The following is a 23942-nucleotide window of genomic DNA, read 5'->3' as shown; positions in this document are numbered from 1 at the left end:
CTATTCCCCTCTCCGAGCATAGAAATCCCAGCAGCTATTCAGATGCGTCTTTTTGAAATCCTGTTCCAGAGCAGCCAGATAATAAGGCGTGATATTCATATCGGTAACATTGCAAAGATCGGCAAAAATCCCGTCGGCGCTTGCCAGATAGGCGCGGGCCTCCTCAATAGAGGGCTCTGGAAGGGTTCGTCCTATATCCATAACCAGTGTGGTATGTTTGGCTGGCGTCAGGCCGAGCAAGCGACCGAACGGATCGGAAAAGGCGATCGTGGTCGTGCTTTGTACCGTGTCCCCAAGCCCCTTTTCCCTGAATATCCGGGCGGCATCCAGAATGGCGTAAAGCTGAGCCAGATTGACTGCCGGAGCATTGGATGTCGGGTCATATGTAAGGAAAAAGCGATCGGTCTGAAGGGCGCGGATGCGATCTCTTTGCTGTTCAATCAATTGTCCGAAAAACTGGCTCCCCTCATCGGTCGGTAAGGGAACGCGCGTTCCGGGAATCAAGACATCCAGTTTTTGCTCGATGGCAGGTTGTTTTTCTCTCACAAGCACCTTCATGCCGCGATGAACAACCATGTCGGCAACGGGAAACAGTGTCGCTGCCAGCAGAAGCGCCGAGGTCACCTTATGGCGCTCCCAGGCTGCTGCTCCAAACAGGCACGCAATCCCGGCGATCAGCCCCAACCCTCCCGTATTCTGGCTCTCTGCCATGAAGGCAGCTGCCATGAGCAGCACAGTATCAATGGCATAAGCCTCATCGGTAATGATGGCAGACCAGCGAAATGCGCGTCCCTTCTGAAAGATAAAGAGACGTGCGAGCGCGGCCAAACCAATAAAGGCAACGAAGCTACCCGCCAGCCAATAGGTGAAAGCGGTATAGAATAGCTTGTAAACGGCTCCGCCCTGATTGACTGAAAGCATGGAGTGAATATCGCTGATATAGGACGAGATGAAGCCGCTCTGTAATTCCAGCCCAAGCAGCAGAGACCAAAACAGGCATATTCCGCCAAGGATGGCCGTCCATCGGCTGCGCCCCAGAATAACGGATGCGAGCAGTATGCCGCAGACCACCAGAAAAGCGGTAATTTTCAAGAAGAACAGCAGGCCGAGCAGATAGGCCAGCAGAATGGCATCAAACCGCGATTTGGGTAGCATATACCAGAGCCCGGCCAAAAGGAGCAGGGCGGTTGCGAAGCGGTTATAGGTGGCAAAATAGCTGATTTCAGAAAGATGGGTCTGGTCCAGTGTCATGGGAACCAGTGTGATCAGCGCCAACAACAGCAAGGCGCATCCGAACTCTGTATGGGATCTGAAACGGGGTACGAGCGCCATGAAGACAGGCAGAAGCACCAGCCATGTCATGATGTGCAAGGAGACAAAGGCGTTGCTGTGGGGAAACAGCGCTTCTCCCCACTTGGCCAAATAAAGCGTCAGTGAACCGATTGGTGAAAAGAAATCGATATGGGGCACCTGTCCCAGAGATATCCTGTAAGCGCCATCCTGAACAAAAATAAAGTCAAAAATCGCTCGGCCATAGGGTGCTTGCTGTAAAAACAGATAGCCGCACACCACGAGCAAAAGTGAAAAGGCCAGAAAAATAACCTGGCGAGGTAATATGTTCTGCATGAGAAAACCGCAACACTAATATTCAACTCTGGCTAAATCTACACTCCAAGATTTAACACTTGGTTGTGTGTTCAATTTTCTCACACTTTACCGATTAGTGCCTCACATAAGCTCGGTTTGGTCTATCGGTCTGAAACTATGGTGAAATACGCATCTGGTGCGGGTAGAGTGCGAAATCCATTGGGACGATCTGCCACAGATTGCTGGCAGAAAGACAGGCAGACATATCTGTGTGTGGAAGAAATGGTGCCGCATAAACACCAAGCCAGTGCATGGCATCCATGGATTTTAAAAATGGAGAAGAAACGACCTCATCAGCCTCAATATCAGAAGCGGGAAAAGACATCGCTTTGAGGAAGAGAATTGGCTGGGGTGGTAGGATTCGAACCTACGATACACGATACCAAAAACCGATGCCTTACCACTTGGCCACACCCCAGCAAGCCCGAATAATTGCTCCGGCTTAGAGTAGGCTTTCTATACAGAAGGCCGATGGGTCGTGCAATGCTTTAAACCAAATTTTTCACAAGTGAGGGCCATCTTTCATAAATCGGCTTGGTGTCCGCTCTTCGTCTTGGCGGAAAAGGGGCTCTAAGGACAGAAAAAGCAGCCGATCTGATATCCGACGTGGAAATCTTTCAAAGAGTTTAGAAATTTGTCTTTTATGCTCTTGCCATACCGCGATGGGGAGGCTATAAGCGCCTCCACCAGAGGTACGGAGCGTAGCGCAGCCTGGTAGCGCATCTGGTTTGGGACCAGAGGGTCGGAGGTTCGAATCCTCTCGCTCCGACCATTTATTCTTATTTCCTCAATAGTTATAGATGGTCGTCACCCATGAAGCGCAGGATGATTCCTTGCGCCTCAACCGGTTTTCATGAGCTTCTTTTTGATATCGGAATGCCGTGCCCGTAGGCCTTAATCCAGCGTCAGATTGTCATCGAACACAGACTTGTTTGCCATATATTCAGGCTCGATGTGAATCGTCACCACGGCGTGAGGCATTTCTTTTTGCAGGGCATTTTCGATTCTGTCACAAATGGCGTGGGCGTCATAGACGCTCATCTGGCTGGGGACCACCAGATGAAACTCCACAAATATCACTCGGCCAGCATGGCGCGTGCGGATATCATGCGCTTCGATTGCTCCGTCCGCATTGGCCATGATGGATGTGCGCAGCTGCAACAGCTCCTCAGGATCAATCGCTTCATCCATCAGACCACTTAATGACCCTTTGATCAACTCCCATCCCGTCCAGAGAATGGAAACGCCGACAAACATGGCGAGCAACGGATCAAGCCACACGAGCCCGGTGAGCTTGGCCAGCGTGACACCGGCGATGACGCCGATAGAAGTAACAACATCCGTAAAGAGATGCCTGCCGTCCGCCACAAGGGCAGGGGAGCGCAGCCTTTTGCCGATGCGCACCAGTGTAAAGGCCCAGCCGGCATTGAGGACACCACCAAGGCCGTTGAGCACCAGTCCGATAGTCGGTACCGACAAATCCCGGGGATGAGTGAAGACCTCATAGGCTTCCATGAAAATGGCGATCGCAGCCAGAACCACCAGCACCCCTTCAGCCACCGCCGAGAGATATTCTGCCTTGTGGTGGCCGAACTGGTGATTATGGTCAGCTGGCTTTTCACCAAGCCAGAGGGCAATCAGAACCGCAAAGGCGGCCGCCAAATTGATCAGGGTTTCCAGCGCATCAGAATAGAGCCCGACCGAGTTGGTCATGGCATAGGCTGCATATTTCAGCGCCAATACCACCAAGGCAACCAAAACAGACCCGATTGCCAACTGCTTGGAAGACAATTTGCTTACCGGCTTTTTCAAGGATGCTGGATCAATCATGGCTTGTCAGGCGAGTCCATTTAGTGTGTTTTTGATAGATGTTGCCCAATCCGTAGGTCTGTCAAGCAGATCGGAGGCGGGTAGTGGGCTTCTCGCATAGGCCTAAGGTGATTCCCATATGTGAAATTGTCCTAACGGCTTTGCCGTGTATAACTGTCTTTGCCTGTTGGTGAGCAGTTCGGGGCAATTGTAATGATACGCCGACAGTCCTAATGTTAGGCAAACTCTCCTTGAGTGCCGATAATAAAGTGTTCGTCTCCTGCAGCGGGGGCCTCGCGTCGATCAACGCTCCAAAGGGTTTCATCGGTTTCCATCATTGAAAAGATTAGAAGAAAAAGAAAGGGCTCTTCATGTCTCGCATCGTCTATGTCAATGGAGAATATCTGCCAGAAGAAGAGGCCAAGATCTCGATTTTTGATCGTGGCTTTCTGTTTGCTGACGGTGTTTATGAGGTTTCGACCATCCTTGATGGCAAGCTGGTCGACAATGCAGGACATCTTGCGCGCCTGCAGCGATCGCTCGCAGAGCTCGATATTCCGGCTCCTTGCTCGATGGAAGAGATCGAAACAATCCAGCACACGCTGATCGAGCGCAACGCCATTGCGGCGGGCAGTATCTATCTGCAGGTGACCCGCGGTGCAGAAGATCGCAATTTCCTCTGGTCCGAGGGCCTGAAGCCATCGCTTATCATGTTTACTCAGTCGCGTGGCGCCAAGATGGACAAAGTGGCCGAGAAGGGTCTCGATGTGATTTCACAGCCGGATATCCGCTGGCAGCGCCGCGACATCAAGACCGTGGCTCTTTTGCCTGCTTCACTGGCCAAGCGCACGGCTATTGCTGAAGGCGCCAATGATGCATGGCTTGTCGAAGATGGCATGATTACTGAAGGTACCTCCAATAACGCCCATATCATCACCAAGGATGGCAAGCTGGTGACCCGCGCCCTGTCCAACAAGATCTTGCACGGCATCACGCGCAAGGCGGTGCTCGCCTTGGCCAAGGAAGCCGGGCTGACGGTTGAAGAACGCAGCTTCTCCCCTGATGAGGTCAAGAATGCTGCAGAGGCATTCGTTACCTCAGCAACCATGTTTGTCACGCCTGTCGTCTCCTTTGACGGCGTAAAGATTGGTGACGGAAAACCCGGCCCCCACACCACGCGCTTGCGCGATCTTTATGTCTCGTTTGCCAAAAAGAGCCTGAGCTAAAAATCATTGCCCCTTGAATGTTGACGGCTTTAACCCCATTTCATCGGAGCAACTTTGATGCATGGAGAAAAGGTCCGCATTATGGGAAATCTCGATAAACCGTCTTTCGAGCCGGTCATGAGCTTGCTCGTCGGCCTGATGATCGTAGCTGCAATGGTGCTGGTCTGGCTACTTTGATGGGGGTAGACGTCAAAAATCAGACCCTTTTACAAGATTGGACATCCCGGCGCGCTCCGGGATGATCTTTTTAAGAGGAATTGGCTATGACCGATAAAGCGACACCAGAGAATGCCGCCGTGGAGCATGTCTATTTGAAAGACCGCATGCGCGGATATCGGGGATGGCTCAAGATCGTCGTTTATACGCTTTCCGGCATTGTCATGTTGTCCATGTTTGCCAGTAACCTGCTTCAAAGCTTCTAAAGGCGATCGGCCGGATTAGCCATTTTTGATTGAATTCTTATAGTCCAATGAGAGCCGGCAGCGCCTGTCTGGATACGCTCAAACATTTTCACGAGGCCATTATGACTGCCAAGCAAAGAAAACGGCTATGGAAACGTTGGTTAAGCCCGTCTCTCATTGCGCTTTGCGTTCTGGTCGGGCTGGCAAGCCAATCAGGCTTCTGGCCTGGTTTGGGCTGACATTAGGCTTTTGCATCCAGATAATGCGCAATGCCTTTGGCTGCACGGAAGCCTTGTGAGAAACAGCCTGTGAGCAGATAGCCTCCCGTTGGAGCTTCCCAATCCAGCATCTCCCCGGCGATAAACAATCCCGGCGCCCTTTTTACCATCAGCGTTTCATCTAACTCATCAAGCAACACGCCGCCAGCAGTGCTTATTGCCTCAGCGATGGGGCGAGGGGCCGTTACCCTGAGGGACAGATTTTTGATGGCGTTTGAGAGCTGATCAACATCATTCATTACGGATTTGTCCGTCAGAGCCTTAAGCAGTGCGGCCTGCACGCCCTGAAGCTTGAGGCTGCGCCGCAGATGGTTCGAGAATGATTGTTTGCCGCGCGGACGACAAAGGCGCTCTTTGACTTGCGCAAGCGTCAGATTGGGGCGCAGGTCGATGTTCAAGGTGACGCTGCCGCCTTTCTCCAGAGCATCGCGTATAGGGGCAGAGAGCGCATATATAGGCCCACCTTCGATTGCGCAATGGCCCCCGCAATGATCAATATCCGATGCGCCGGTTCCAGATGCATTCTTGGGATCTTGGTGAGAGAGTACAAAATCTCCGCTGACAGATTTCCCTCCAAAAGAAAGGCGCACTGACTTCACCGGTGTGCCAGCCCATTCCTTGCCGAAGCTTTCGGGAAGCTCGACATCAAAGCCGCAATTGGAAGGGCGATAGGGCGCACATGCGATGCCCTGAGCGATGAGGGGCGTCAAGAAGGCGCCATCTGTTCCAAGGCGTGGCCAGCTGGGGCCTCCAAGAGCCAGAAGGCAGGCATCCGCTTCAAAGCACTGTTCCCCCTGCTCGGTGTGGAACAGCAATGCACCGGCCTCGTTCCAGCCAATCCAGCGGTGCTTCGTTGCCAAGGTTGTGCCGCGTTCTTCAAGGCGTTTCATCAAGGCGCGGAGAAGGGGAGAGGCTTTCATGACTTTGGGAAAAATCCGACCCGTCGAGCCGATGAAATGAGGCTGCCCCAACATCTCCATCCAGTCGAGAATGGCCTTGGTTCCAAATTCCTCAAGCATGGGCTGCATCCAGTCAGTCGCCTTGCCATAATGCTTGGCAAAGGCGTCGGGATTGGCAAGGCCTGACCGATGAGAGATGTTGAGACCACTCTTGCCCGCCATCAGGATCTTGCGCGCGGGACTCGGCATCGCATCAAACAGATGGATGGACAAATCAGGGCGCAGCGTCGAGAGCCTGTCTGCTGCCATCAGGCCAGAAGCCCCCGCACCAATGATCGCGACCGTCTTCTTTTTCTCTTGCATGTGCCCGTTTCCTCTTCTTTTGATCCATCAGACCTATAGCCGTCCAAGCACAATGGCTAGGGGCTTTTGTGGGTCATACAGAAAAAGGCCTCGAAACCCTGTTTCGAGGCCAGTTGGGACAGCAGTGTGAGTGGGCCGTCCGGGCTCAAGTTCGATTGGTCTCCCTGAACATGGTGCGTGTGTCTTTTCCTCCGCTGTGATTGACTGGGAACCATGCTCCAGACGCCTTGAGGGACCTGTGGCGTCTTTTACCTCCGGGAGTGAGAGGTCGCAGCGAGGCTGCGTAAATCTGTCAAATAACGTGCTCTATTGGCTTCCGCGAAGTCGGAAACCGGCCACTGGGCGCTGCGTTCTCGGCTCGGGGGCTCCAGCCACCCGTTGCCAGATCGTGGGATTGCCCACGGCCTGCCGCTTGTTCCAGCGATAGGGCACATCCTGCCATGGCAGGATTGTGGGATTCAGATTATCCAGCACAAACTCACCGCGGTCTGTTCTGACCACCAGCACAGCATGATAGGTGCCGTCATTCAAAAAGGCGGTTGTGAGCAATAGTGCATCAGATGGCCAGCCTTTTCTAAGCAATTCCTGTTGCTTGGTCAGCGCGTAATCCTCGCAGTCGCCTTCTGTTACATAGGCCGACCACTCATCAATCTGTCCGTCTGCACGGGCCTTGATGCTCTTGTTGATCGAGGCATTCACTTCAAGCAGCTGGTTCCAGCTTTCCTGAGACAACGCTACTGTGCCTTGCCCATAGCGATTGCACGCAGCGGGATTGTTTGCGCAGTAATAGACATGTCCGGCAGGAGGGCTCGTGCGTTCTGTCATACGCATTGTTCCGGCGGCAGCAAAGGCGTCGTTCGGTACGAGCACGGCGACCAAGCCGGCTGACGCTACGCCTGCCAACAGACTTCTTCTTGCAAAGCTTGTCAGTTGTGAATGCCGAAACAAGGTAACCCCCTAAGTGAACAACGCCTAACAAGCCTAGCGAGGGCTTTTAAAGAAGGCGTGAGAAATTATGGGGGATTTCAAATCAATTATAAACGAAAAATTAACCTTGATCCGACGGTTTTATACGATTCGTTTTTGTGAGCCGTGTCGCGTAAAGGGAAATGGCCCGAAGGCCTGATTATGAAGCCCTTTTCAGGGTGTTGTTCTATTCTGTAAAGCCTTGGGAAACTATATTTCGTAGTAAACACAAATATTTGACCGAAATAAAGGCAATGAAAAATATGATGATAATTCAGTGCTTTTGTCACCAGCCTTACCAAAATCAATCAAGGCTCGTAAAAATTGATAGGGATTTTTAGAAAGGCTGGAAACGACTCATAAACGGTCGTGGTGAAGGTGAGCCGTTGCGGAGCCGAGAATGAGTGATAATGTCTAAAAGTGCATGGAAGTGCGTCAATCGCCTTGCCAAGGAGTTTCATCTTTGTGCGCACGGCAGGGAAGCAGGTGCCGCAGAAGCCAGAGAATGGTCATTGCGGGCACGATTAGTAGGAAGCGTTCACTATTGGCTTCGAAATGCAGGCTGCTGAATTCACCATGGCTCCCCAGCAGCGACAGCGTCTCCCAGAAAAAGGTGACGGTGAAGAGCAATCCCAACAGTGCTTTCGTGGAAACCGTGAATCTCATTGTCTTATGCCTGCTTCTCGCGGCCCGATCTCCAAGGCGCCATCCGGGAGCCAGTCGGGCTATATAAGAAGACTATCACATCCTACTTTCGCTTCGTTTAAAGGCATGGATAAAATTCTAAAGATGCTGCGTCGCTTTTAAACCGACGGGAAGAGGGTTGAAGCTGCGCACTATCGGCGAGTTTTGAATCAGAGTCTCAAGTACTTGAATCACTATCTGAAGCTGCTTGAATCTTTTTGTGAAGGAGGGCGAATCCCTTTGTTAGAAACTATGCCTAAGCGTCTGAAGAGATTCACTCTATCAGGGATTTAAAGTGACACCTTCGCGGTTGAACTTCAGCTTCTAGAAGGCTTGTCATAAAAAAAAGAGCGATGGTCGAAACCACCGCTCCTGATCGAACCGGGAATGTCATAAAGGGCGGGCGAGATGCGTAGCTGACCACATCACACCAAACCTTGAGGCGATCTATTCGCAAAGATCGACCTTCATGTCCCAGTTCTTGATTTTCATCGTGCCGTTCTGGGCGAGGTTCAGCTGCATCTTGAAGACACGATCCCACAACTGAGGCTCGTGGCCCACGCCGCGGCGGATACAGTCTTTCTCGGCCATGTCGAAATACTCGTTCATGATGTCCTTGTAATCCGGATGGACGCAGTTGTTGATGATGCAATGCGCACGATCACGAGGAGCCAGACCACGCAAGTCAGCAAGACCCTGCTCGGTTACCACAACGTCGAGGTCATGCTCGGTGTGGTCGATATGCTGGGCGTGCGGAACAACGCAGCAGATACCGGTCGGGTCGGTTTTGGACGGACGAACCGAGGGCGTATGCATGATCTTCAGGAAGCCGGAGCGCAAGAAGTCACCCGACCCGCCGATGCCGTTCACAATGCGGGTACCGCTGATCAAGGTCGAGTTGGCATGGCCATACATGTCGATTTCGATCGGCGTGTTCATCGCAATTACACCGAGGCGGCGAGCCACTTCGGGGTTGTTGGAGATGGACAACGGACGCAGGATGATCTTGTCTTGATAGAATTCACGGCGCTCGATGAAACGCGGCATGCCATGATCCTGAGACAGCGACAGTGAGCAGGAGGAGGCATAGTCAAGACGTCCTGAGTCGAACAGATCAAGCATGCCGTCCTGTAGCACCTCTGTGTAAACGCTGAGGTTATAGAAAGGACCATCAGCCAGCCCGCCAACAACGGCGTTGGCGATGGAGCCGACACCAGACTGCAGTGGCAGCAGATTTTCTGGCAGACGATGATGCTTCACTTCGTTCTTGAAGAAGTCGAGCAGGTAGTTGGCAATTGCTACGGAGCCTTCGTCCGGATCGGCCAGAGCACGGCCCTTGTCGGTATGCTCGGATTCAACGATGGCAACGATCTTGCTCGGGTCACATGGGATGCACGGCATGCCGATGCGGCTGTTTGCCTTGGTGATACCGATGATTTCACGATGCGGAGGAGCATGCAGAACCATGATGTCATGCATACCTTCATAGGAAGGCATCGCGGTATTGACTTCGAGAATGATGTTGTCGCAGGTCTGGATGATTTCCGGGATCACGCCAACCGATGCGGAAGGAACAAGACATCCGTCTTCGGTAACCGCAGACACTTCGATGATGGCGAGGTCGAGTTTGCCGGATTTGGAATCCTTGGTGTAGAAGCCGTAGGCCAGATCCTGAGCAAAAAGCGACAAGTGTTTGTCGCCCATGCGGATGCGGCCTTCGTTGATGGCCTTGGCGATGTTCTTGCCGGTCTGGTAAGGCCAGCGACGGTCGATCATGTCGTTGTCGGCCCAGCGCCCTTCTGTCTCAGCACCAACGGAAGCACCGATGAACAGGTTGAATTTCAGTTTGCCTTGAAGATTATTTTTCTCGACATGCTCGGCCAGTGCGATAGGCACAGCCTTTGGATACCCTGCAGGCGTAAAACCGGACCAACCCAAGTTCATGCCATCCTTGAACATGTCGATGGTGTCTTCCACCTTCATGACTTTGTTCATAAGGAATGGACAGCGGACTCGATCTTCCAGTGTTCCATACATACCCATTCTTGTTTTCTCCTGTGAGGATCTGTTTTTAATGTTTCGGGTCTGCCCAACGTTCCGAGCGGGAGGATTGTGGGCGCATTTCAGAAAAGCAACTCTCGATATGATGCAACCGGGAGGGCGAAGAGGTCAGTTCGGAGGTTGTCAGCCGCGCATCTCTTTCTGTCTCGCGAGTGCGCGCGGCCAGACAGGTCGACGGGCAACGCAAAGCCGTGCTTACGAAGAAAGAATAGCGGGCCGGATCTTTTACCACTCCGGGGATGGTCGACATCTTCTTTGCCTGAGACAGGTTGTCATGCATTGTCTTGAGGGTATTCCCTGATTGAGAACCGCAAATATAATGGCTCTTTTCATCCTAAAGTGTAACACCAACAAAGGGTAGCGGGAATTCGGACCAAGGGTGAACTATTGACGAATATTTGTAAATTTTTGGACAAGAAAAATGAGGAAAAACACCGATTTGTTTTTCATTTTGTCTTGAGTCAATGATCTCTGGGGGAGCGGCTTCGCAATCAGCGAAAATGACCGGATTCTGCTCATGCCTATCCATTTTGAATAGGAGCGCCACCGTATGGTTTTCTGACAGAGGAGACTTGGAAACGAGCGCGCGATTCGGTTTTACGAGTGCGCGCGCTCTGCGCCTTGGGAGGCGGAATGAAGAAGCCGGCTAAGCTCGCCTGGTTTACTCTGGCTGACAGATCTCGCCGCCAAGAACGGCCTTCATCGTCCTGATCAGCAGGCCGATGATCACCAGGACCAGAAGAGCGAAGAGCCCATATCCGATCGTCTCGTGGATGCCCGACTGGATCTTCTCCGCATAGAGCAGAGTGGAAATAGTCAACGCCGCCAGCGGGAAGCTGTAAGCCCACCACGACATGGCAAAGGAGATGCGCGACAGCTTTGGCACTTGAAGCAGGATGATCAGGAAGAAAAACACGCCGGTGTAATAGAGAATCCGCGAGAAGGGATCGATCCCGCCTGTCATGGTGACAAAGGAAACGAATCCCACTGCAGGAGGGGCAATGAGGATCATCAGCGTCGGCAACAGGCGCTCTGGCAATGGATTGTGGAAAACCAGACGGTTGAAAACCAGCGTCAAAAGCACGACCCAGAAGAGGATGCCGATCGCAAAGAAGAACCAGGAAATCTCGGTATATCCCAGCCGACTGCCAGCAATCGGAACGAGGATATTGCCCACCACAGGTATGAACCAGGCAGGATTGAGATGCATCAATTCAAAGTTCCTGTGGCCGATCCAGGTGGAGAGAACGGCCAGCGTTCCAATTAAATGTAGCGCGCTGCCCACGGCCCAGAAACCGAAAGATAAAGCATGAGAAAAAGGGCCGAACGCGGTGCCCATCAGAATCAGCCCGATAGAAGCTGCAGGGAAGAAGCATAGTCGCACCGGATGATGCCATTCCCACGAAATGGCTGCAGGATACTTGATTGCCTTGAGCAGATAGATCCCGAGTAGTATGGCAAAGACGATGCCTGTAAAAGTCAATAAATACAGACTGTTGCTGTGTTCCATGCCAAAGCTTTTCTCAAGTCTCTCTGTCGCGAGGGTAAAGCCGGCCAGCCCCATCACCATAGCAAAGAAGGCATTTGGAAAATGCTCCAGCCGAGATTCCGCTGTTGCTACTGAGGGACCCGATGCGCCGCTAAGGGCCGCTGCGGCAGAGGAGGAGGCCGCCTCCTGAGGGTTGTTTGTCTGCGACATTCTGTCTCTCCATTTATCCGCATAAATTTAAACAAGTAAACTTGATACTTCTTATCACAAGTGTTACAACATAACCAACATTTGATTGTAGGGAAACAACAAACTTATATTTATTCGAAAGTATGAAGGTTTAAGAGGACGTTTCAGCATTCATCGCTTTCCGACGAGGAGAGTCGATGGCACTGCTGCCTGTATCGATCACCCCGGTCTCTAATCGATATGGGCAGCAGTGCATTTTTTATGTTCGATTGAATATGAATCTGTCATTGTTGGCTATGCGACCCAAGATGCTATACTAAGGTATAGAGTCCGTTGGGGGCGTCGGTATTTGCGATTCTAGATCGCAACGGCGGCTCTGGTTTATTTAGCCAAGGTTTGGAGGTTTCATGCGTCTTACTCAGCATTCCAACTATGCAATGCGCCTGCTTATGTACTGCGCTCTCAAGCCTGAGCAGACCGTACGTTTGGCTGAGATCGCCGAAGCCTATGACATCTCCGGTCATCATCTGAATAAAATCGCCCAGCGATTGGTTCATATCGGCGCCATTCATGCCATTCGGGGCCGGAATGGCGGCATTCGTCTGGCCAAAGACCCTAAGGACATCAATGTTGGTGAGATCATCCGGCAAACCGAAGAGAATATGCTCATTGTCGAGTGCTTCTCGGAGGAGAGCAATACCTGCCCGCTGATCTCCGAATGTAAATTCCGCACCTTGCTGCAGAATGCTCTGGAGGCTTTCTTGAAGGTTCTGGATTCGCAGACACTCGCAGACATGGTCGCTCAACCCGATTGTCTCAAGCCGCTTTTGGGTATGGCTGAGCAGATTGGCGGTCTTGGTCAGATGCACCGACCCGACTGCGCGTGATCACTCCTTATTCTTGATATCTCTCATGGTGCCAGTGATAGCGGCCAAAGGGTCCGCGCGGCCTCCTTGCCATGTGAATCGTTTGCCCGGGCCGCTGGAAGCGGGGCAGGGGACCGTGTATTTTACCGAAATTTACCGTTGAAGCCCACGAAGCGTCTGGGGTAGATGATATCCCCAGACAATTGAGATCATTCACAAACCTGCTTGTCATGTCTCATGATCATCGACTTTTTTGGTCGGCACAGGTGGGGGCGGCGGTTTTTATGGGCTCGCGTAAATATGCTAGTATACCATATTTACCCCGAGCGATGCTTTTGATACGTTTCGGTACAAATATGTAATGCTAATTGCGAAGATGACCTCTTGCGAAGGGGCGACTAAAGTCTGCACGAATTTTAACGCGCGCTGACTTAGGATCGAACTCATTTAGTCGACAGCCACAATCAGGTTTTTAAACTGGTATTGTGGCTCTTTATTATTATTTGCTGCGTTTAGGAGTGGACAGGGACAATCATGCGTATTCTGGTTCTTGGTGGTTATGGCCTGATCGGATCGGAAATATGCCGAGCCTTACTGCGTGCTGAGCATGAGGTCGTGAGCCTGTCTCGAACACCCAGAGAAGCAGCTCGGCTGTTGCCGCAAGTCGAGTGGCATACCGGTGACATGCGCCGCATGCTTGAATCCAGCGAATGGGTGCATCTGCTGGATGACGTCGACGCTGTGGTCAATGCTGCGAGTGCTTTGCAGGATGGCTTGATGGCCGACCTGGAAGCGGTGCATCATCTTTCCGTCAAGGCCTGTCTTGATGCATGCGAGGAGCGCGGCATTTTGCGCTTTGTGCAGATTTCGTCGACTGGCGCCGAACCCAACGCCCCCACAGCCTTTATGCGCACCAAGGCAATCGGTGACGATATCGTCATGGATTCCTCCATCGAATGGGTTGTGCTGCGTCCCGGGCTGGTTCTGGCGCCATCTGCTTATAGTGGCACGGCTCTTTTACGGCTTTTGGCCGGATTCCCTTATATACAGCCGCTTATGATGGCGGATCGTCGTATTCAAACCATTCATATTGATGAATTGACCGAAGCTGCGCTTATGGCTGTTGAAGGCCGGATTCCTGCACAAGCCGATATCGATCTGGTAGAAGCGGAGAGCCACTCTTTCGAGGAACTGGTGGCAAGCATGCGCAACTGGCTCGGTTTTTCGCCTGCTGTCAAAAGCTTTCGCTTCTCGGGCTGGACAGCCGATCTGATTACCAGCGTTGCCAATGGTCTCGGGCGTTTGGGCTGGCGGTCGCCCATGCGTACCACTGCGCTGCAGGTGCTCGAAGGACATGTCAATGGCGATCCGACCTTGTGGCATTCCATCTCCGGGCGCTATTGCCGCTCATATGAAGAAACTCTGGCCATGATGCCGAGCACGACTCAGGAGCGCTGGTTTTCGAAGCTGGCTTTGTTGCTGCCGGTACTGGTCGCCACCTTGTCTCTATTCTGGATACTGACCGGCGTCCTGACCCTGTTCGACATGCAACTGGCAGCCAAGAATCTGACAGGCTCTGGCGCAACGGTGCTTCAGGTGCAGTTTCTGCTTGCCAGTGCTGCCTTCATTGATATTGCGCTGGGGATTGCCATCCTTATCCGAAGGATGGCCTATCAGGTCTGTCTGGCCATGGTCGTCATGACCGTGATCTACCTGCTATCTGCCAGTGTTTTGGTGCCCGCTTTATGGATGGACCCCGCAGGAGCCCTGCTGAAGGCGATTCCGGCCTTGATGGTTGCCTTGGTTACCCGCGCATTGCTCGGCAGCCGCTAGCCGCAGCTTCTGCGCTATTTCTTCAGCTTGAGCCACCAGTCCGCAAGGCTCTCGCGCACGCGATCATGTTTGCCCTTTGTTGTCTTCGAAGCGAAAAGCGCATTGAGAATCGCTTCTTCTACGGCTTCAATCGTCGTGCTGAAGAGATGATCCAATTGATCTTCATGCAGCATTTCCATGGCGAGCACGGGCGTGTCCGGAGCATCGTGCGGCAGGCGACCTGCTGTCGAGAAACCGAGTACCACGTCTCCACTGCCTGAGCCAAACTGGGTGCCTGTGCGCGCAAGACCCGCTGTTGCGCGCTTGCAGATGCGCTTGAGTTGACGCGATGTCAGCGGTGCATCTGTTGCCAGTAGAATGATGATAGACCCAAGTTCCGCATTATTTCCGCTTTCCTGACAGGCCTGTATCTCCGCGCCAATTGGCCGACCATTGACCATCAGATCGGGCAGGCGGCCCATGTTGCATAAGGTCGTAGCGGCCAAAGTGAAGCTGCGAGCGCCAATCCCGATTACGCGTGAAGCAGAGCCAATGCCGCCCTTGAGCCCATAGCTGCTCATGCCGGTTCCCGCGCCAACAGCGCCTTGCGCTAGCTGCGGATCATGGCGCGCAAGAGCCTGCAAAACATGCTCTTCTGAAACATGCAGCCCGCGAATATCGTTCAGAAATGCCCCGTCGTTGCATTCCATGACGATTGGGTTGACGGTGCCCGTCGTCTCTCCAATGGCGGGGTGTCCGGCGAGCATATGCTTGACCAGTGCAGTCGAGGCCGTGCCAACCGACAAGGTGTTGGTCAGAACAATAGGCGTTTCCAACTGACCCAGCTCCTCCAACTGCATCAGCCCGATGCTTTTGCCAAAGCCATTGATCACATGGCAAGCCGCAATGCATTTAGTCTGGAAAACCGAATCTGGCGCGGGGTGCACAACGGTGACGCCCGTTTGCGTCGAACCATCCGACAAGGTGACGTGACCGAAGGAAAGGCCTTCTATGTCGGCCATACTGTTGGTCGGGCCAGTCGGCCGTTCGCCAATCTGAATGTCAAAGTCGCGCGCATATGCCATGATTCAAAGTCTCGTTGCCTCATAGGAAAAGTTGGCGAACCCTAGACAAATGTGCAGCATTTCTCAAGATATTCTGCGGCTCTTCTGGAATGACTAACCCCTTGTGCTTCATAAGGACTGGGGCTAGGCTCTTTTGCAAATCGAAGTCGTTTTCTTTATGAGTGTCCACAACGATAAAAATCAAGAACCGAGGGTGCAATGTCTGTTTTGGTAGAGGTAACACGCGGTGTGCGGGTGGAAAGCTGGCATATGGGAGCCATTGCGGTGGTTGACGCGTCCGGCGACCTGGTTTCTTCCATTGGCGATATCGAAAGTCCGGTCTTCCCGCGCTCTGCAATCAAGGGATTGCAAGCTTTGCCCTTGATAGAATCCGGCGCTGCCGATCATTTTCATCTACCGTCCGAAGCGCTTTCCATCGCGTGCGCTTCCCACAATGGCGAAGAGGTGCATGTTGATACGGTCAAAGCCATGCTCAAGGCATGCGGTCTGGCTGAAGGCGCACTTGAATGCGGAGCACATAGCCCGCGTTATGAGGCTGATCAGGCCGTATTGCACATGCGCGGCGCATCCCCCACTGCGGCAAACAACAACTGCTCCGGCAAGCATGCAGGCTTCCTCTGCTTTGCGCAGGAGGCCGGATTTGATCATCATGGCTATGTGAAAGTGGACCATCCGGTTCAACGGGAGGTCCGGGCCGTGCTTGAGCAAACCACCGGCTTCTCTCTTGAAGGAGAGGCAGGGATGGACTTGTGCGGTATCGACGGCTGCTCAATCCCCACTTATGCCATTCCTCTCAAGAATCTTGCTCATGCCTTCGCTCGCTTTGGGACCGGCACAGATTTTGCGCCAGAACGGGCGAAAGCAGCCCAAAGATTGAGGCAGGCGGTTGCCAAGGCGCCGTACATGGTTGCAGGGCACGATCGTTTCTGCACGTCCGTCATGGAGATATTTGGAGAGCGAGCCTTTGTCAAAACCGGAGCCGAAGGCGTCTTTTGTGCCAGTTTCCCAGACCAGGGTCTAGGGGTGGCGATCAAATGCTGGGATGGCGCAACCCGGGCTGCTGAAATCATGATGGCGGCTGCGATTGATGCCTTTGTACCCATGAGTGAAGGAGAGGCCGTCGCCATGGACGATTGGCGCGAGCATAAGCTGGTCAACTGGAACGGTATTCATGTGGGCACAGTGAAGCTGGTCGACGGCGCGCTGTCTCATCTGATGCAAAAGCTCAAGGCTTAACCCATCAAAGTTATGGACCGGTCTGAATGACTTGTGCCGACACCTAAAGCCAGACGATTTCCCGACTGCCATCGGCCGCACGCTTGCGCGACTTGCCAGATAGGGCCGGGCCCGACAGTGGGCGTTGGGTTTCATAGAAATCATCTTTCAGAAGATTGCTAACTGGAATCTTCATGAGCTTATGCAACGCCCGATCCAGATCTTGTGCGTAAAAGGGCTTCTTCAGAAAACCTGATATATTGACGTCGCGATACTGGTCTTTCAGGCTTTCCTTGTCCTTGGCGCTCATCAGCACAATACGACAAAGGGGCTGACGGTCCGTGATATGTTTGACCATTCCTGCACCGAGCCAATCCTTGGTTGCAGGGTCGACAAGCATGATCTGGTAAGGAATGGCTTTGCAAAGCGAAGCGGCCAGCGGACCACTCTCTGCTTCAGAGGTCATCAGATCGAACCGGCTGTCGGATAGAAGCTTGAAGATGATATGGCGAGCTGCGGGTTGCGAGTCGACAACGAGAGCAGACAATCGCGTCTTCTGCGCATCGCGCCGTTTCAGCAAGCGCTCTACATCCGCCTTTTTAAGCGGCGTCTGGATGCAGTCATAAAGGTTGGTTCTAGTTGCCTGAGCGAGTGTTTCTCGACTGAAATAGTCCGCCATCAAGATGGTTATCACACCTTGAACAAGGGGGCCCAGTAGCTCAAGTATATCCAGACCGGAATTGTCAGAAAATTGCTCGCTAATGAGTAGCATATCAACGGGCTGTTCCGCCAGAATGCTGCGCAATAGATCGGCGGATGATGCTTCCAAAACGGCAACATCTTGATCCTGTTCGGAAATTTTGTGAACTAAGCCTTGGCGCTCATTGGCGTTTGCTTCTGCAACGACAATGGATCCCTTGCCTCTCCGCATTGAACCTCGTCCCAATTTCAAGTTCAATTTCTTATACCTTACAGAAAAGTCGTTAAAACAAATGTTACAATCAGAAATATAAAGGGCAAACCCGCACTTTCTGTCTCTTGGCATTCTGCACATGTATGTTGCGCGTAGCTTGTGCGATCGGAGGAACCACCAACGCAAAGCTGCAAATTGTATGAGGCTCAAAGAAAAAACCGCGCACCTGGGGCACGCGGTTTTTTGAGATTTTTAGAGGTAAAAAGCTGGATTGGGGCCAAGCGCATAAAGCTAGGGCGATCAATCCTTCTTGAGGCTCGTCAACAGTTGGCTCATCACATCCTCAACCGCCACCGAGGCTGGCAGGGTGCCGCTTTCTACGCATTTTTCCACCTGTTCGAGCAGTTTGGTGACGCTTTCATTCTCACGCAACAGGGATTTCATCCGGTCTTCCAGCATGGACCACATCCAGCGAACCTGCTGCCCACTGCGTTTATCTTGCAGTTCGCCGCTTTCGGTGAGCTTTTCCTGATGCTCGACAACCTTGTTCCACATCTTATCGAGACTCTCGTTGGCAAGGCCCGAGACGGTCATAACTGGTGGCGTCCAATTCTGGCTTACCGGTGTCATGATGTGCAAGGCTGCGCGATATTGTGCCGCAGCCTTACGGGCGCGCGCCCAACCGTCGCCATCGGCCTTGTTCACAGCGATCATATCGGCGATTTCAAGAACACCTTTCTTGATGCCCTGCAGTTCATCGCCCGCACCGGGCAACATCAGCACGAGGAAGAAGTCGACCATGTCGGCAACTGTGGTCTCCGACTGGCCGATACCAACTGTTTCCACCAGAATGACATCATACCCGGCAGCCTCGCAAAGGAACATGGTCTCGCGCGTACGGGCAGCCACGCCACCCAGTGTACCGGCAGAAGGAGAAGGGCGGATAAAGGCATTCGGGTCGTTGCAGAGCTGTTCCATGCGTGTCTTGTCGCCCAGAATGGAGCCCCCCGTGCGGGTGGATGAGGGGTCAACAGCGAGCACTGCGACCTTCTTGCCTGCTTCGGTCAAGTTTTTGCCCAATTGGTCAATCGTCGTGGATTTGCCAACGCCCGGAACGCCCGTGATACCAACGCGATGAGCCTTGCCGGAATAGGGAAGCAACTGGGTCAGCAGATCGCGTGCAATGGCCCTGTGCTCAGGCTTGCGGCTTTCTACGAGCGTTATGGCTCTGGCAAGGGATGCTCTGTTCCCCTCCAGGATTTGTTTGGCCAGAAGATCAGCATTCAAATGAGCAGGTACCATAACGTCTTTCCTTCGCCCGTTGGGGTGGGCGCTCTCTTGTCTCAGTGTCAATGGTTCGTACGATCAGATTTTCAGGGCCTTTTTGCCATGTGAGTCGCGTGGCGGCAAGGCCGGAACAATGCCTAGCGCATCAAAAGCGCCTTGTCTGCTTGTCAAAATGGGCTGTTGATTTCCGCTTGGCGTCATTCGTTCGGGAAGGGATCGTTCGGTTGGGTAGGCCTTGAGCCGTGGTTTGAAGGCCTAATAGTTTACATCGATCGCGATTTGATCGCGGCTTGGGTCTGGCATGGCGATCGGTTTGGCTGGATTGCAAGCGCTATCTTCGCGCAAGACGACGTGATCATCCTGAACCGTAACCGCATAGGGCTCAAACAGCAGCGTGCCGGATTTTTCCCCGTCGCCCGCAACCGAAAGTTCAGCGCGGAAGCGCATCATGTTGCTGGCCAGACCATAGCTTGGTAGATCGGGCAGCAGCTTGACGACGCCTTCGGTCACGATCTGTTGGTTGCTCTTGCTTGTCAGCGTCAGGTGGAAGCCATCGCACCAGTTGCCCGGAACCTCGCCCTCGATCAGCATGTCGCCGCCCAACTCTGCCCCTGACCGAAGCCCTTCTACATTAACGCTGGCAGCAGAAAAGCCCTTGGCATTGTGTCGGCTCACCCTGAGGGCTTCCCCTCCGAAATGAGGCGCAAAGCGCTCAGACAGTGTCGCGCTGAAGATAGAGGCCGGAACATAGACATCGTACTGACCGTCCGCTTCCGCTCCCAAAATGCCGGGATTGAAATGGAAGGAAAGGCCCGCGATTTTGCTTGTTTCGCGCGAGGGAACAAGCGTGAAATTCTGTAACAGCGACAGGCTGGGCTTGAGGTCCTTGAGCCATGAATCCTGATCGGGTCGCACCAGTGTGCCGAGACGGATGGATTTCTGCCGCACGATATCGGTCTGGATATAGGCATCGATCAACTCGATTGTGCTAGCCAGCTCCTTGTCATCCTTGGCCTGAAACAAATCCTGCAGCCCGAATGGGGCATTGTTCACATTATCATAGTTGAAGCTCAGGATCTGGCCGATCTGCTTTTGCCCATCGAGGCTCTTGACCTCTTCAAGATAGAGAGAGCTGAAATCCGCCGAGTAAAATCGGTCCTCCACCCGTCCCGTAATCACCAGCGCAGGGCGTTCCTCAAGCGGCACTTTGCTATTGAGCGAGTCGTCTTCCTGTTCGCGCGCCGGATCTCCTGCAGCGGATTGCTGCTGTCTCTGTGTTTGCCATTGCTCAAGAGCGCGCTCTTCGAGAATATTGCGCAGATAACGGCTCAGCCTAGTGTGATCCACCAGCGCATTGGGCATGAGATAGGTTATGGACGCGTCTTGCGAATAAAGCAGAAATGGCCGCTGCTGAGTGAAAAGAGCCGAAAAACTCTTGCGCAGTGCAGGCCCAGCACTCGCCGCTTCTTCCAGATCGGAAGCATTCTTATCCGCAGCAGACAAAGGCGCAGCTTCCTGATTTTCGGTCTCTTGGCGCGCGTCAGAGGTTTCAGCAAGCATACCATCGCCAGTCGCGGGCGTAACATCCAAAATGGGGGCACCAATCTTCGGCTCGCCGGTTTGGGCCGGGATATCCAACTCGTCCTGATTGAGCGAGGAGGGCACATTGGGCAGAAGCGGACTGGTCATGGAGGGAGGCATGGTTGACTGCCCCGAAGGGGCTGCCGGTGTCGGCTTTGCCTCGTCATTCCCGGTACCGGTCGTAGCGCCTGCGGCCAAGAGTGAGAAGGGGGCAGAAGGTCTACCGGCCTTCATGACAAAGGGAGCTGTGCGAATATCAGACTGAAGGAGCCAAGGCGATTTGTTTCCTGCGACTAGGGGCTGGCTCGCTCCGTGCACATCGATCCTTTTATAGAGAACAGGCACCGAGCCATTCGCGCTGCTCTTTTCAAGTAACGGCTGGGCAAGGGCTGAAGAGCTGGCAAGACCAGCGGCCACAAGACCGAGCAGCCCCGCAACCGCTGCGCGCGCTTTGCCACCTCTGTCTGTAAGCCTAAAGCTATGTTCGCCAGTCTGCGCTGTCATCTCAATCACTCTTTTCGCAAAAGACTTTTTGCGGAAGATTCGGTTTAGATAAGTTTCCGGTCTTTTTTGAGGCCGATGCCCCGAATTGCACACTGCGCAATAGCCGTCAGACCATCACGCAAAAACGGGCACTAAGTCAATGATTTAAAAGACTAGGGCGTCCAGAGAATGCGCTGCAGTGTTGCCCCTTGCAAATCAGATGACGACGGCAGGCGATCAAACGGGCCCTTATATTCTGAAATGGCAAAGACGAGTGAAACCTTCTCTGTGTTGGCAGCCTTGCAAATGGCCATGCCGCGCCAGAGATTTTTGCCCACTCGACAGGCTCTGCGCGGCAGATGCGCCTGTGCGAAGGTCATGCCGAGACGCTCGCCATTGGGGCCGGCAACCGCATCGCCAACGCCATGGACAACGCCGATCTTGCCACCGGTGCCTTTGAAAATCTGAACCATTTGCATGCCATCGCGAAAGGCCGCATAGGTCCACTGGGTGTCGTTTTCACCAGCGGTCTGGATTGTCTCTATATCAAAGCCGGGCAGGGCCGCGCCAATAGACTTGGGGCCGTATCCGGTTTCCGGCGTCAGGCCACTAATGCCTGCATCGGTGACAGTCAGAACGGCCCGCGGCGGTGGAGCGCCAGCTGAATCCGTCATGGGTCCCATCGGGACGCTGCAACCAGCCAAGGTGAGCAAGAGGGCAAAACCGGGAAGGGAACGCAAAACTGATTTAAGCAATAGTGTGTGCATCAATGATACCGATTTGAAACAGAGGTGCAGGCGCAAATGCAACCTGTCGCATGGTCGAAACACCAGCCGCTGAATGCATAACAGATTCGGAAGAGAAGGACAGTCGGAACACCCGAACAAGCCTGTATCCTTCCAATCTGATCCAGGGGTGGAGATCCTAGAAAATCCGGTAAAAGTGTATATGTGTGACCAAATTATTCAAGCTCTGAATACATATACCTTTTTCGGCCAAAAGCCGCAGTGCAATGCGAATCTTCACAAGGGGCTTATGTCTTCTTTCATGTGATTTGACAACAACTAAGTCTGGATCTGGGCGTTAGTTTGGCAAATGCCTGAGAGAGGGAAAGAAAAGATCAAAAAGAGGCTGAACCCTTCAGGACCCAGCCTCACATCTTTTGGAAGCTTGCTCTTGGCTTATTCAGCCAGAGCAGCCAGAACGCGAACCCAAGAGCGGATGCCCTTGTGGTAGCTTTCCAGATTGTATTTCTCGTTTGGTGAATGGATATTGTCGGTTTCCAGAGCGTAGCCGATGAGCATGGAATCCATACCCAGAATATCCTTGAATTCGCTAACAATCGGAATGGAACCGCCCATACCCATCATGATGGTGTCCTTGCCCCATTCGTCCTTGAGTGCGGCAGCTCCTTTTTGCAGCGGCGGGAAGTCGGCAGAAAGGCTGTGGCCAGGGGCCGAGCCATGTTCGATATAGTCAACCGAGCAATCCGCAGGCAGTCGCTCCTCGACGAAAGCGCGCAGATTTTCGCGAATTTTGTCCGGATCCTGCTTGCCTACGAGGCGACAGGAGATCTTGGCTGAGGCCTGAGACGCAATTACGGTCTTGAAGCCCGAGCCGGTGTAGCCACCGGTGATGCCGTTGAATTCGCAGGTCGGACGTGCGTTGAGTTGCTCGTAAACACTGTAGCCCGTTTCCCCGGCCGGAATAGAAAGGCCAACATCCTTGAGGAATTCTGCGTCGTCGAAAGGCAGCGCATCCCACTGGGCTTTGACATCCGGGGCGAGTTCTTCCACGCCATCATAGAAGCCGGGAATCTGAACTCTGCCATTGTCATCATGCAGATCGGCAAGAATGCGGGACAGAATCTTGATCGGGTTTGCCGCCGGGCCACCATAGGCGCCCGAATGCAGATCACGATTGGCTGCTGTGATGATGATTTCTTCGCCCATCAGACCGCGCAACATCGTTGTAATCGCAGGCGTTTCAGGGTCAAACATGGTGGTGTCGCAGACCAGCGCCAGATCCTTGGAGAGTTCGTCTTTATGCGCATTGAGGAAAGGCAACAGACTTGGCGAGCCGCTTTCTTCTTCCCCTTCAAACAGAATAGAAACCGCAATTGGCAAAGAGCCATGAACTTCCTTATAAGCGCGACAGGCTTCCACGAAGGTCAGCATCTGGCCCTTGTCGTCAGAAGACCCTCGGCCGAAGATCATCTTGACCCCGTCTTTTTCAAAGACCTTGGCATTAAAGGGATCATCATCCCACAATTCCAGCGGATCAACGGGCTGGACATCATAATGGGCATAGAACAGAACATGAGGGCCGGGTTTGTCGGCAGTGTCGCTGTCATGGCCAACGACCATCGGGTGTCCGGGAGTTTCGTGAACGCGCGTGTCGATTCCGATGCCATTCAATTCGTTGGCAATCCATTCGGCAGCCTTCTGGCATTCTTCCTTATAGTCAGGATCAGTAGAAATGGATTTAAAACCGACCAGAGTGACCAGGCGTTTGAGAGAATCATCGAAATTGGCGTCGACCTGCGCCAAAACGGAATCAAGATTTGTCATGAAATTACCTTATCGGAACGGAATAAACACGCGCTCGCACGCGATGCTGATAGGCAAGACGCTATCAGCTTCCTGATGGAGACGCCAGCCTTGCGCTCGTAACTTTCACACATGTTCC

The 23942-nt window shown here is 53.1% G+C and carries 19 protein-coding genes and 2 tRNA genes; 6 read left to right on the top strand and 15 right to left on the bottom strand.

Translation table 11 applies throughout. The features are described from left to right. Positions 1-1626 carry a hypothetical protein gene (locus ACKPCT_RS09480; protein WP_319569052.1) on the bottom strand — a complete coding sequence of 542 codons (1626 nt, stop codon included), beginning with the start codon at positions 1624-1626 and terminating at the stop codon, positions 1-3. Between the two features lie 364 nt (positions 1627-1990). After that, a tRNA-Gln gene (locus tag ACKPCT_RS09475) sits at positions 1991-2065 on the bottom strand. 277 nt (positions 2066-2342) lie between these two features. Here ACKPCT_RS09475 and ACKPCT_RS09470 point away from each other — a divergent pair. Further along, a tRNA-Pro gene (locus ACKPCT_RS09470) sits at positions 2343-2419 on the top strand. Between the two features lie 122 nt (positions 2420-2541). Here the strand turns inward: ACKPCT_RS09470 and ACKPCT_RS09465 are convergent. Next, a complete protein-coding gene (locus tag ACKPCT_RS09465; protein ID WP_319569051.1) occupies positions 2542-3477 on the bottom strand; it encodes a cation diffusion facilitator family transporter in 936 nt (311 codons plus the stop codon). Between the two features lie 350 nt (positions 3478-3827). Here ACKPCT_RS09465 and ACKPCT_RS09460 point away from each other — a divergent pair, with 350 nt between their 5' ends. Together ACKPCT_RS09460 and ACKPCT_RS09455 are read left to right on the top strand one after the other, a co-directional pair. Beyond that, a complete protein-coding gene (locus tag ACKPCT_RS09460; protein ID WP_319569050.1) occupies positions 3828-4682 on the top strand; it encodes a D-amino-acid transaminase in 855 nt (284 codons plus the stop codon). 263 nt (positions 4683-4945) lie between these two features. Continuing rightward, a complete protein-coding gene (locus tag ACKPCT_RS09455) occupies positions 4946-5104 on the top strand; it encodes a hypothetical protein (RefSeq protein ID WP_175527864.1) in 159 nt (52 codons plus the stop codon). Positions 5105-5324: 220 nt separating this feature from the next. Here ACKPCT_RS09455 and ACKPCT_RS09450 read toward each other — a convergent pair whose 3' ends face one another. From ACKPCT_RS09450 to ACKPCT_RS09425, 6 genes are all read right to left on the bottom strand, one after another. Next, on the bottom strand, positions 5325-6623 hold the full coding sequence (locus ACKPCT_RS09450) for a TIGR03862 family flavoprotein (RefSeq protein ID WP_319569049.1): 1299 nt from the start codon (positions 6621-6623) through the stop codon (positions 5325-5327). A gap of 306 nt (positions 6624-6929) precedes the next feature. Further along, entirely contained in the window at positions 6930-7526 is a 597-nt protein-coding gene (locus ACKPCT_RS09445; protein ID WP_319569048.1) for a transglutaminase-like cysteine peptidase, read from the bottom strand. A 498-nt stretch (positions 7527-8024) separates the two neighbouring features. Beyond that, complete coding sequence (locus ACKPCT_RS09440; protein ID WP_090068071.1) at positions 8025-8255, bottom strand: hypothetical protein; 231 nt, start codon at positions 8253-8255, stop codon at positions 8025-8027. Positions 8256-8720: 465 nt separating this feature from the next. Continuing rightward, positions 8721-10316: an acetyl-CoA hydrolase/transferase C-terminal domain-containing protein gene (locus ACKPCT_RS09435; protein WP_090068073.1), complete on the bottom strand. Its 1596-nt coding sequence runs from the start codon at positions 10314-10316 to the stop codon at positions 8721-8723. Positions 10317-10344: 28 nt separating this feature from the next. Continuing rightward, the gene (locus tag ACKPCT_RS09430) at positions 10345-10584 is read right to left on the bottom strand and encodes a hypothetical protein (RefSeq protein ID WP_319569047.1); all 240 of its coding nucleotides are present in this window, start codon (positions 10582-10584) and stop codon (positions 10345-10347) included. A 411-nt stretch (positions 10585-10995) separates the two neighbouring features. Next, complete coding sequence (locus tag ACKPCT_RS09425; protein ID WP_090068077.1) at positions 10996-12033, bottom strand: SLAC1 anion channel family protein; 1038 nt, start codon at positions 12031-12033, stop codon at positions 10996-10998. A gap of 386 nt (positions 12034-12419) precedes the next feature. Between ACKPCT_RS09425 and ACKPCT_RS09420 the strand changes: the two genes are divergently transcribed. Both ACKPCT_RS09420 and ACKPCT_RS09415 read left to right on the top strand, forming a co-directional pair. Further along, positions 12420-12899, top strand: a complete 480-nt coding sequence (locus tag ACKPCT_RS09420) for an RrF2 family transcriptional regulator (protein WP_090068079.1) — start codon at positions 12420-12422, stop codon at positions 12897-12899. Positions 12900-13412: 513 nt separating this feature from the next. Beyond that, positions 13413-14711, top strand: coding sequence for an SDR family oxidoreductase (locus ACKPCT_RS09415; protein WP_090068081.1), 1299 nt, complete (start codon positions 13413-13415; stop codon positions 14709-14711). A gap of 14 nt (positions 14712-14725) precedes the next feature. Here ACKPCT_RS09415 and ACKPCT_RS09410 read toward each other — a convergent pair whose 3' ends face one another. Continuing rightward, positions 14726-15775, bottom strand: a complete 1050-nt coding sequence (locus ACKPCT_RS09410; RefSeq protein ID WP_090068083.1) for a DmpA family aminopeptidase — start codon at positions 15773-15775, stop codon at positions 14726-14728. A gap of 198 nt (positions 15776-15973) precedes the next feature. Between ACKPCT_RS09410 and ACKPCT_RS09405 the strand changes: the two genes are divergently transcribed. After that, positions 15974-17011 carry an asparaginase gene (locus tag ACKPCT_RS09405; RefSeq protein WP_090068085.1) on the top strand — a complete coding sequence of 346 codons (1038 nt, stop codon included), beginning with the start codon at positions 15974-15976 and terminating at the stop codon, positions 17009-17011. Between the two features lie 43 nt (positions 17012-17054). Here the strand turns inward: ACKPCT_RS09405 and ACKPCT_RS09400 are convergent, their stop codons facing one another. The 5 genes from ACKPCT_RS09400 to ACKPCT_RS09380 all read right to left on the bottom strand — a co-directional run bounded on the left by ACKPCT_RS09400 (position 17055) and on the right by ACKPCT_RS09380 (position 23824). Further along, a complete protein-coding gene (locus ACKPCT_RS09400; protein ID WP_319569046.1) occupies positions 17055-17921 on the bottom strand; it encodes a response regulator in 867 nt (288 codons plus the stop codon). Between the two features lie 282 nt (positions 17922-18203). Then, positions 18204-19205, bottom strand: a complete 1002-nt coding sequence (meaB, locus tag ACKPCT_RS09395; protein WP_090068089.1) for a methylmalonyl Co-A mutase-associated GTPase MeaB — start codon at positions 19203-19205, stop codon at positions 18204-18206. 240 nt (positions 19206-19445) lie between these two features. After that, positions 19446-21275 carry a hypothetical protein gene (locus ACKPCT_RS09390; RefSeq protein ID WP_319569045.1) on the bottom strand — a complete coding sequence of 610 codons (1830 nt, stop codon included), beginning with the start codon at positions 21273-21275 and terminating at the stop codon, positions 19446-19448. A gap of 152 nt (positions 21276-21427) precedes the next feature. Further along, positions 21428-21928, bottom strand: a complete 501-nt coding sequence (locus tag ACKPCT_RS09385) for a DUF1131 family protein (RefSeq protein WP_175527865.1) — start codon at positions 21926-21928, stop codon at positions 21428-21430. Positions 21929-22435: 507 nt separating this feature from the next. Then, positions 22436-23824 carry a M20/M25/M40 family metallo-hydrolase gene (locus ACKPCT_RS09380; RefSeq protein WP_319569044.1) on the bottom strand — a complete coding sequence of 463 codons (1389 nt, stop codon included), beginning with the start codon at positions 23822-23824 and terminating at the stop codon, positions 22436-22438. Between the last annotated feature and the right edge of the window lie 118 nt (positions 23825-23942).

The organism is Cohaesibacter marisflavi (genome assembly GCF_963665895.2).
Taxonomy (GTDB): Bacteria; Pseudomonadota; Alphaproteobacteria; order Rhizobiales; family Cohaesibacteraceae; genus Cohaesibacter; species Cohaesibacter marisflavi.
The sequence above is the reverse complement of the archived record's forward strand: the minus strand, read 5'-3'. Positions and strand labels throughout refer to the sequence as shown.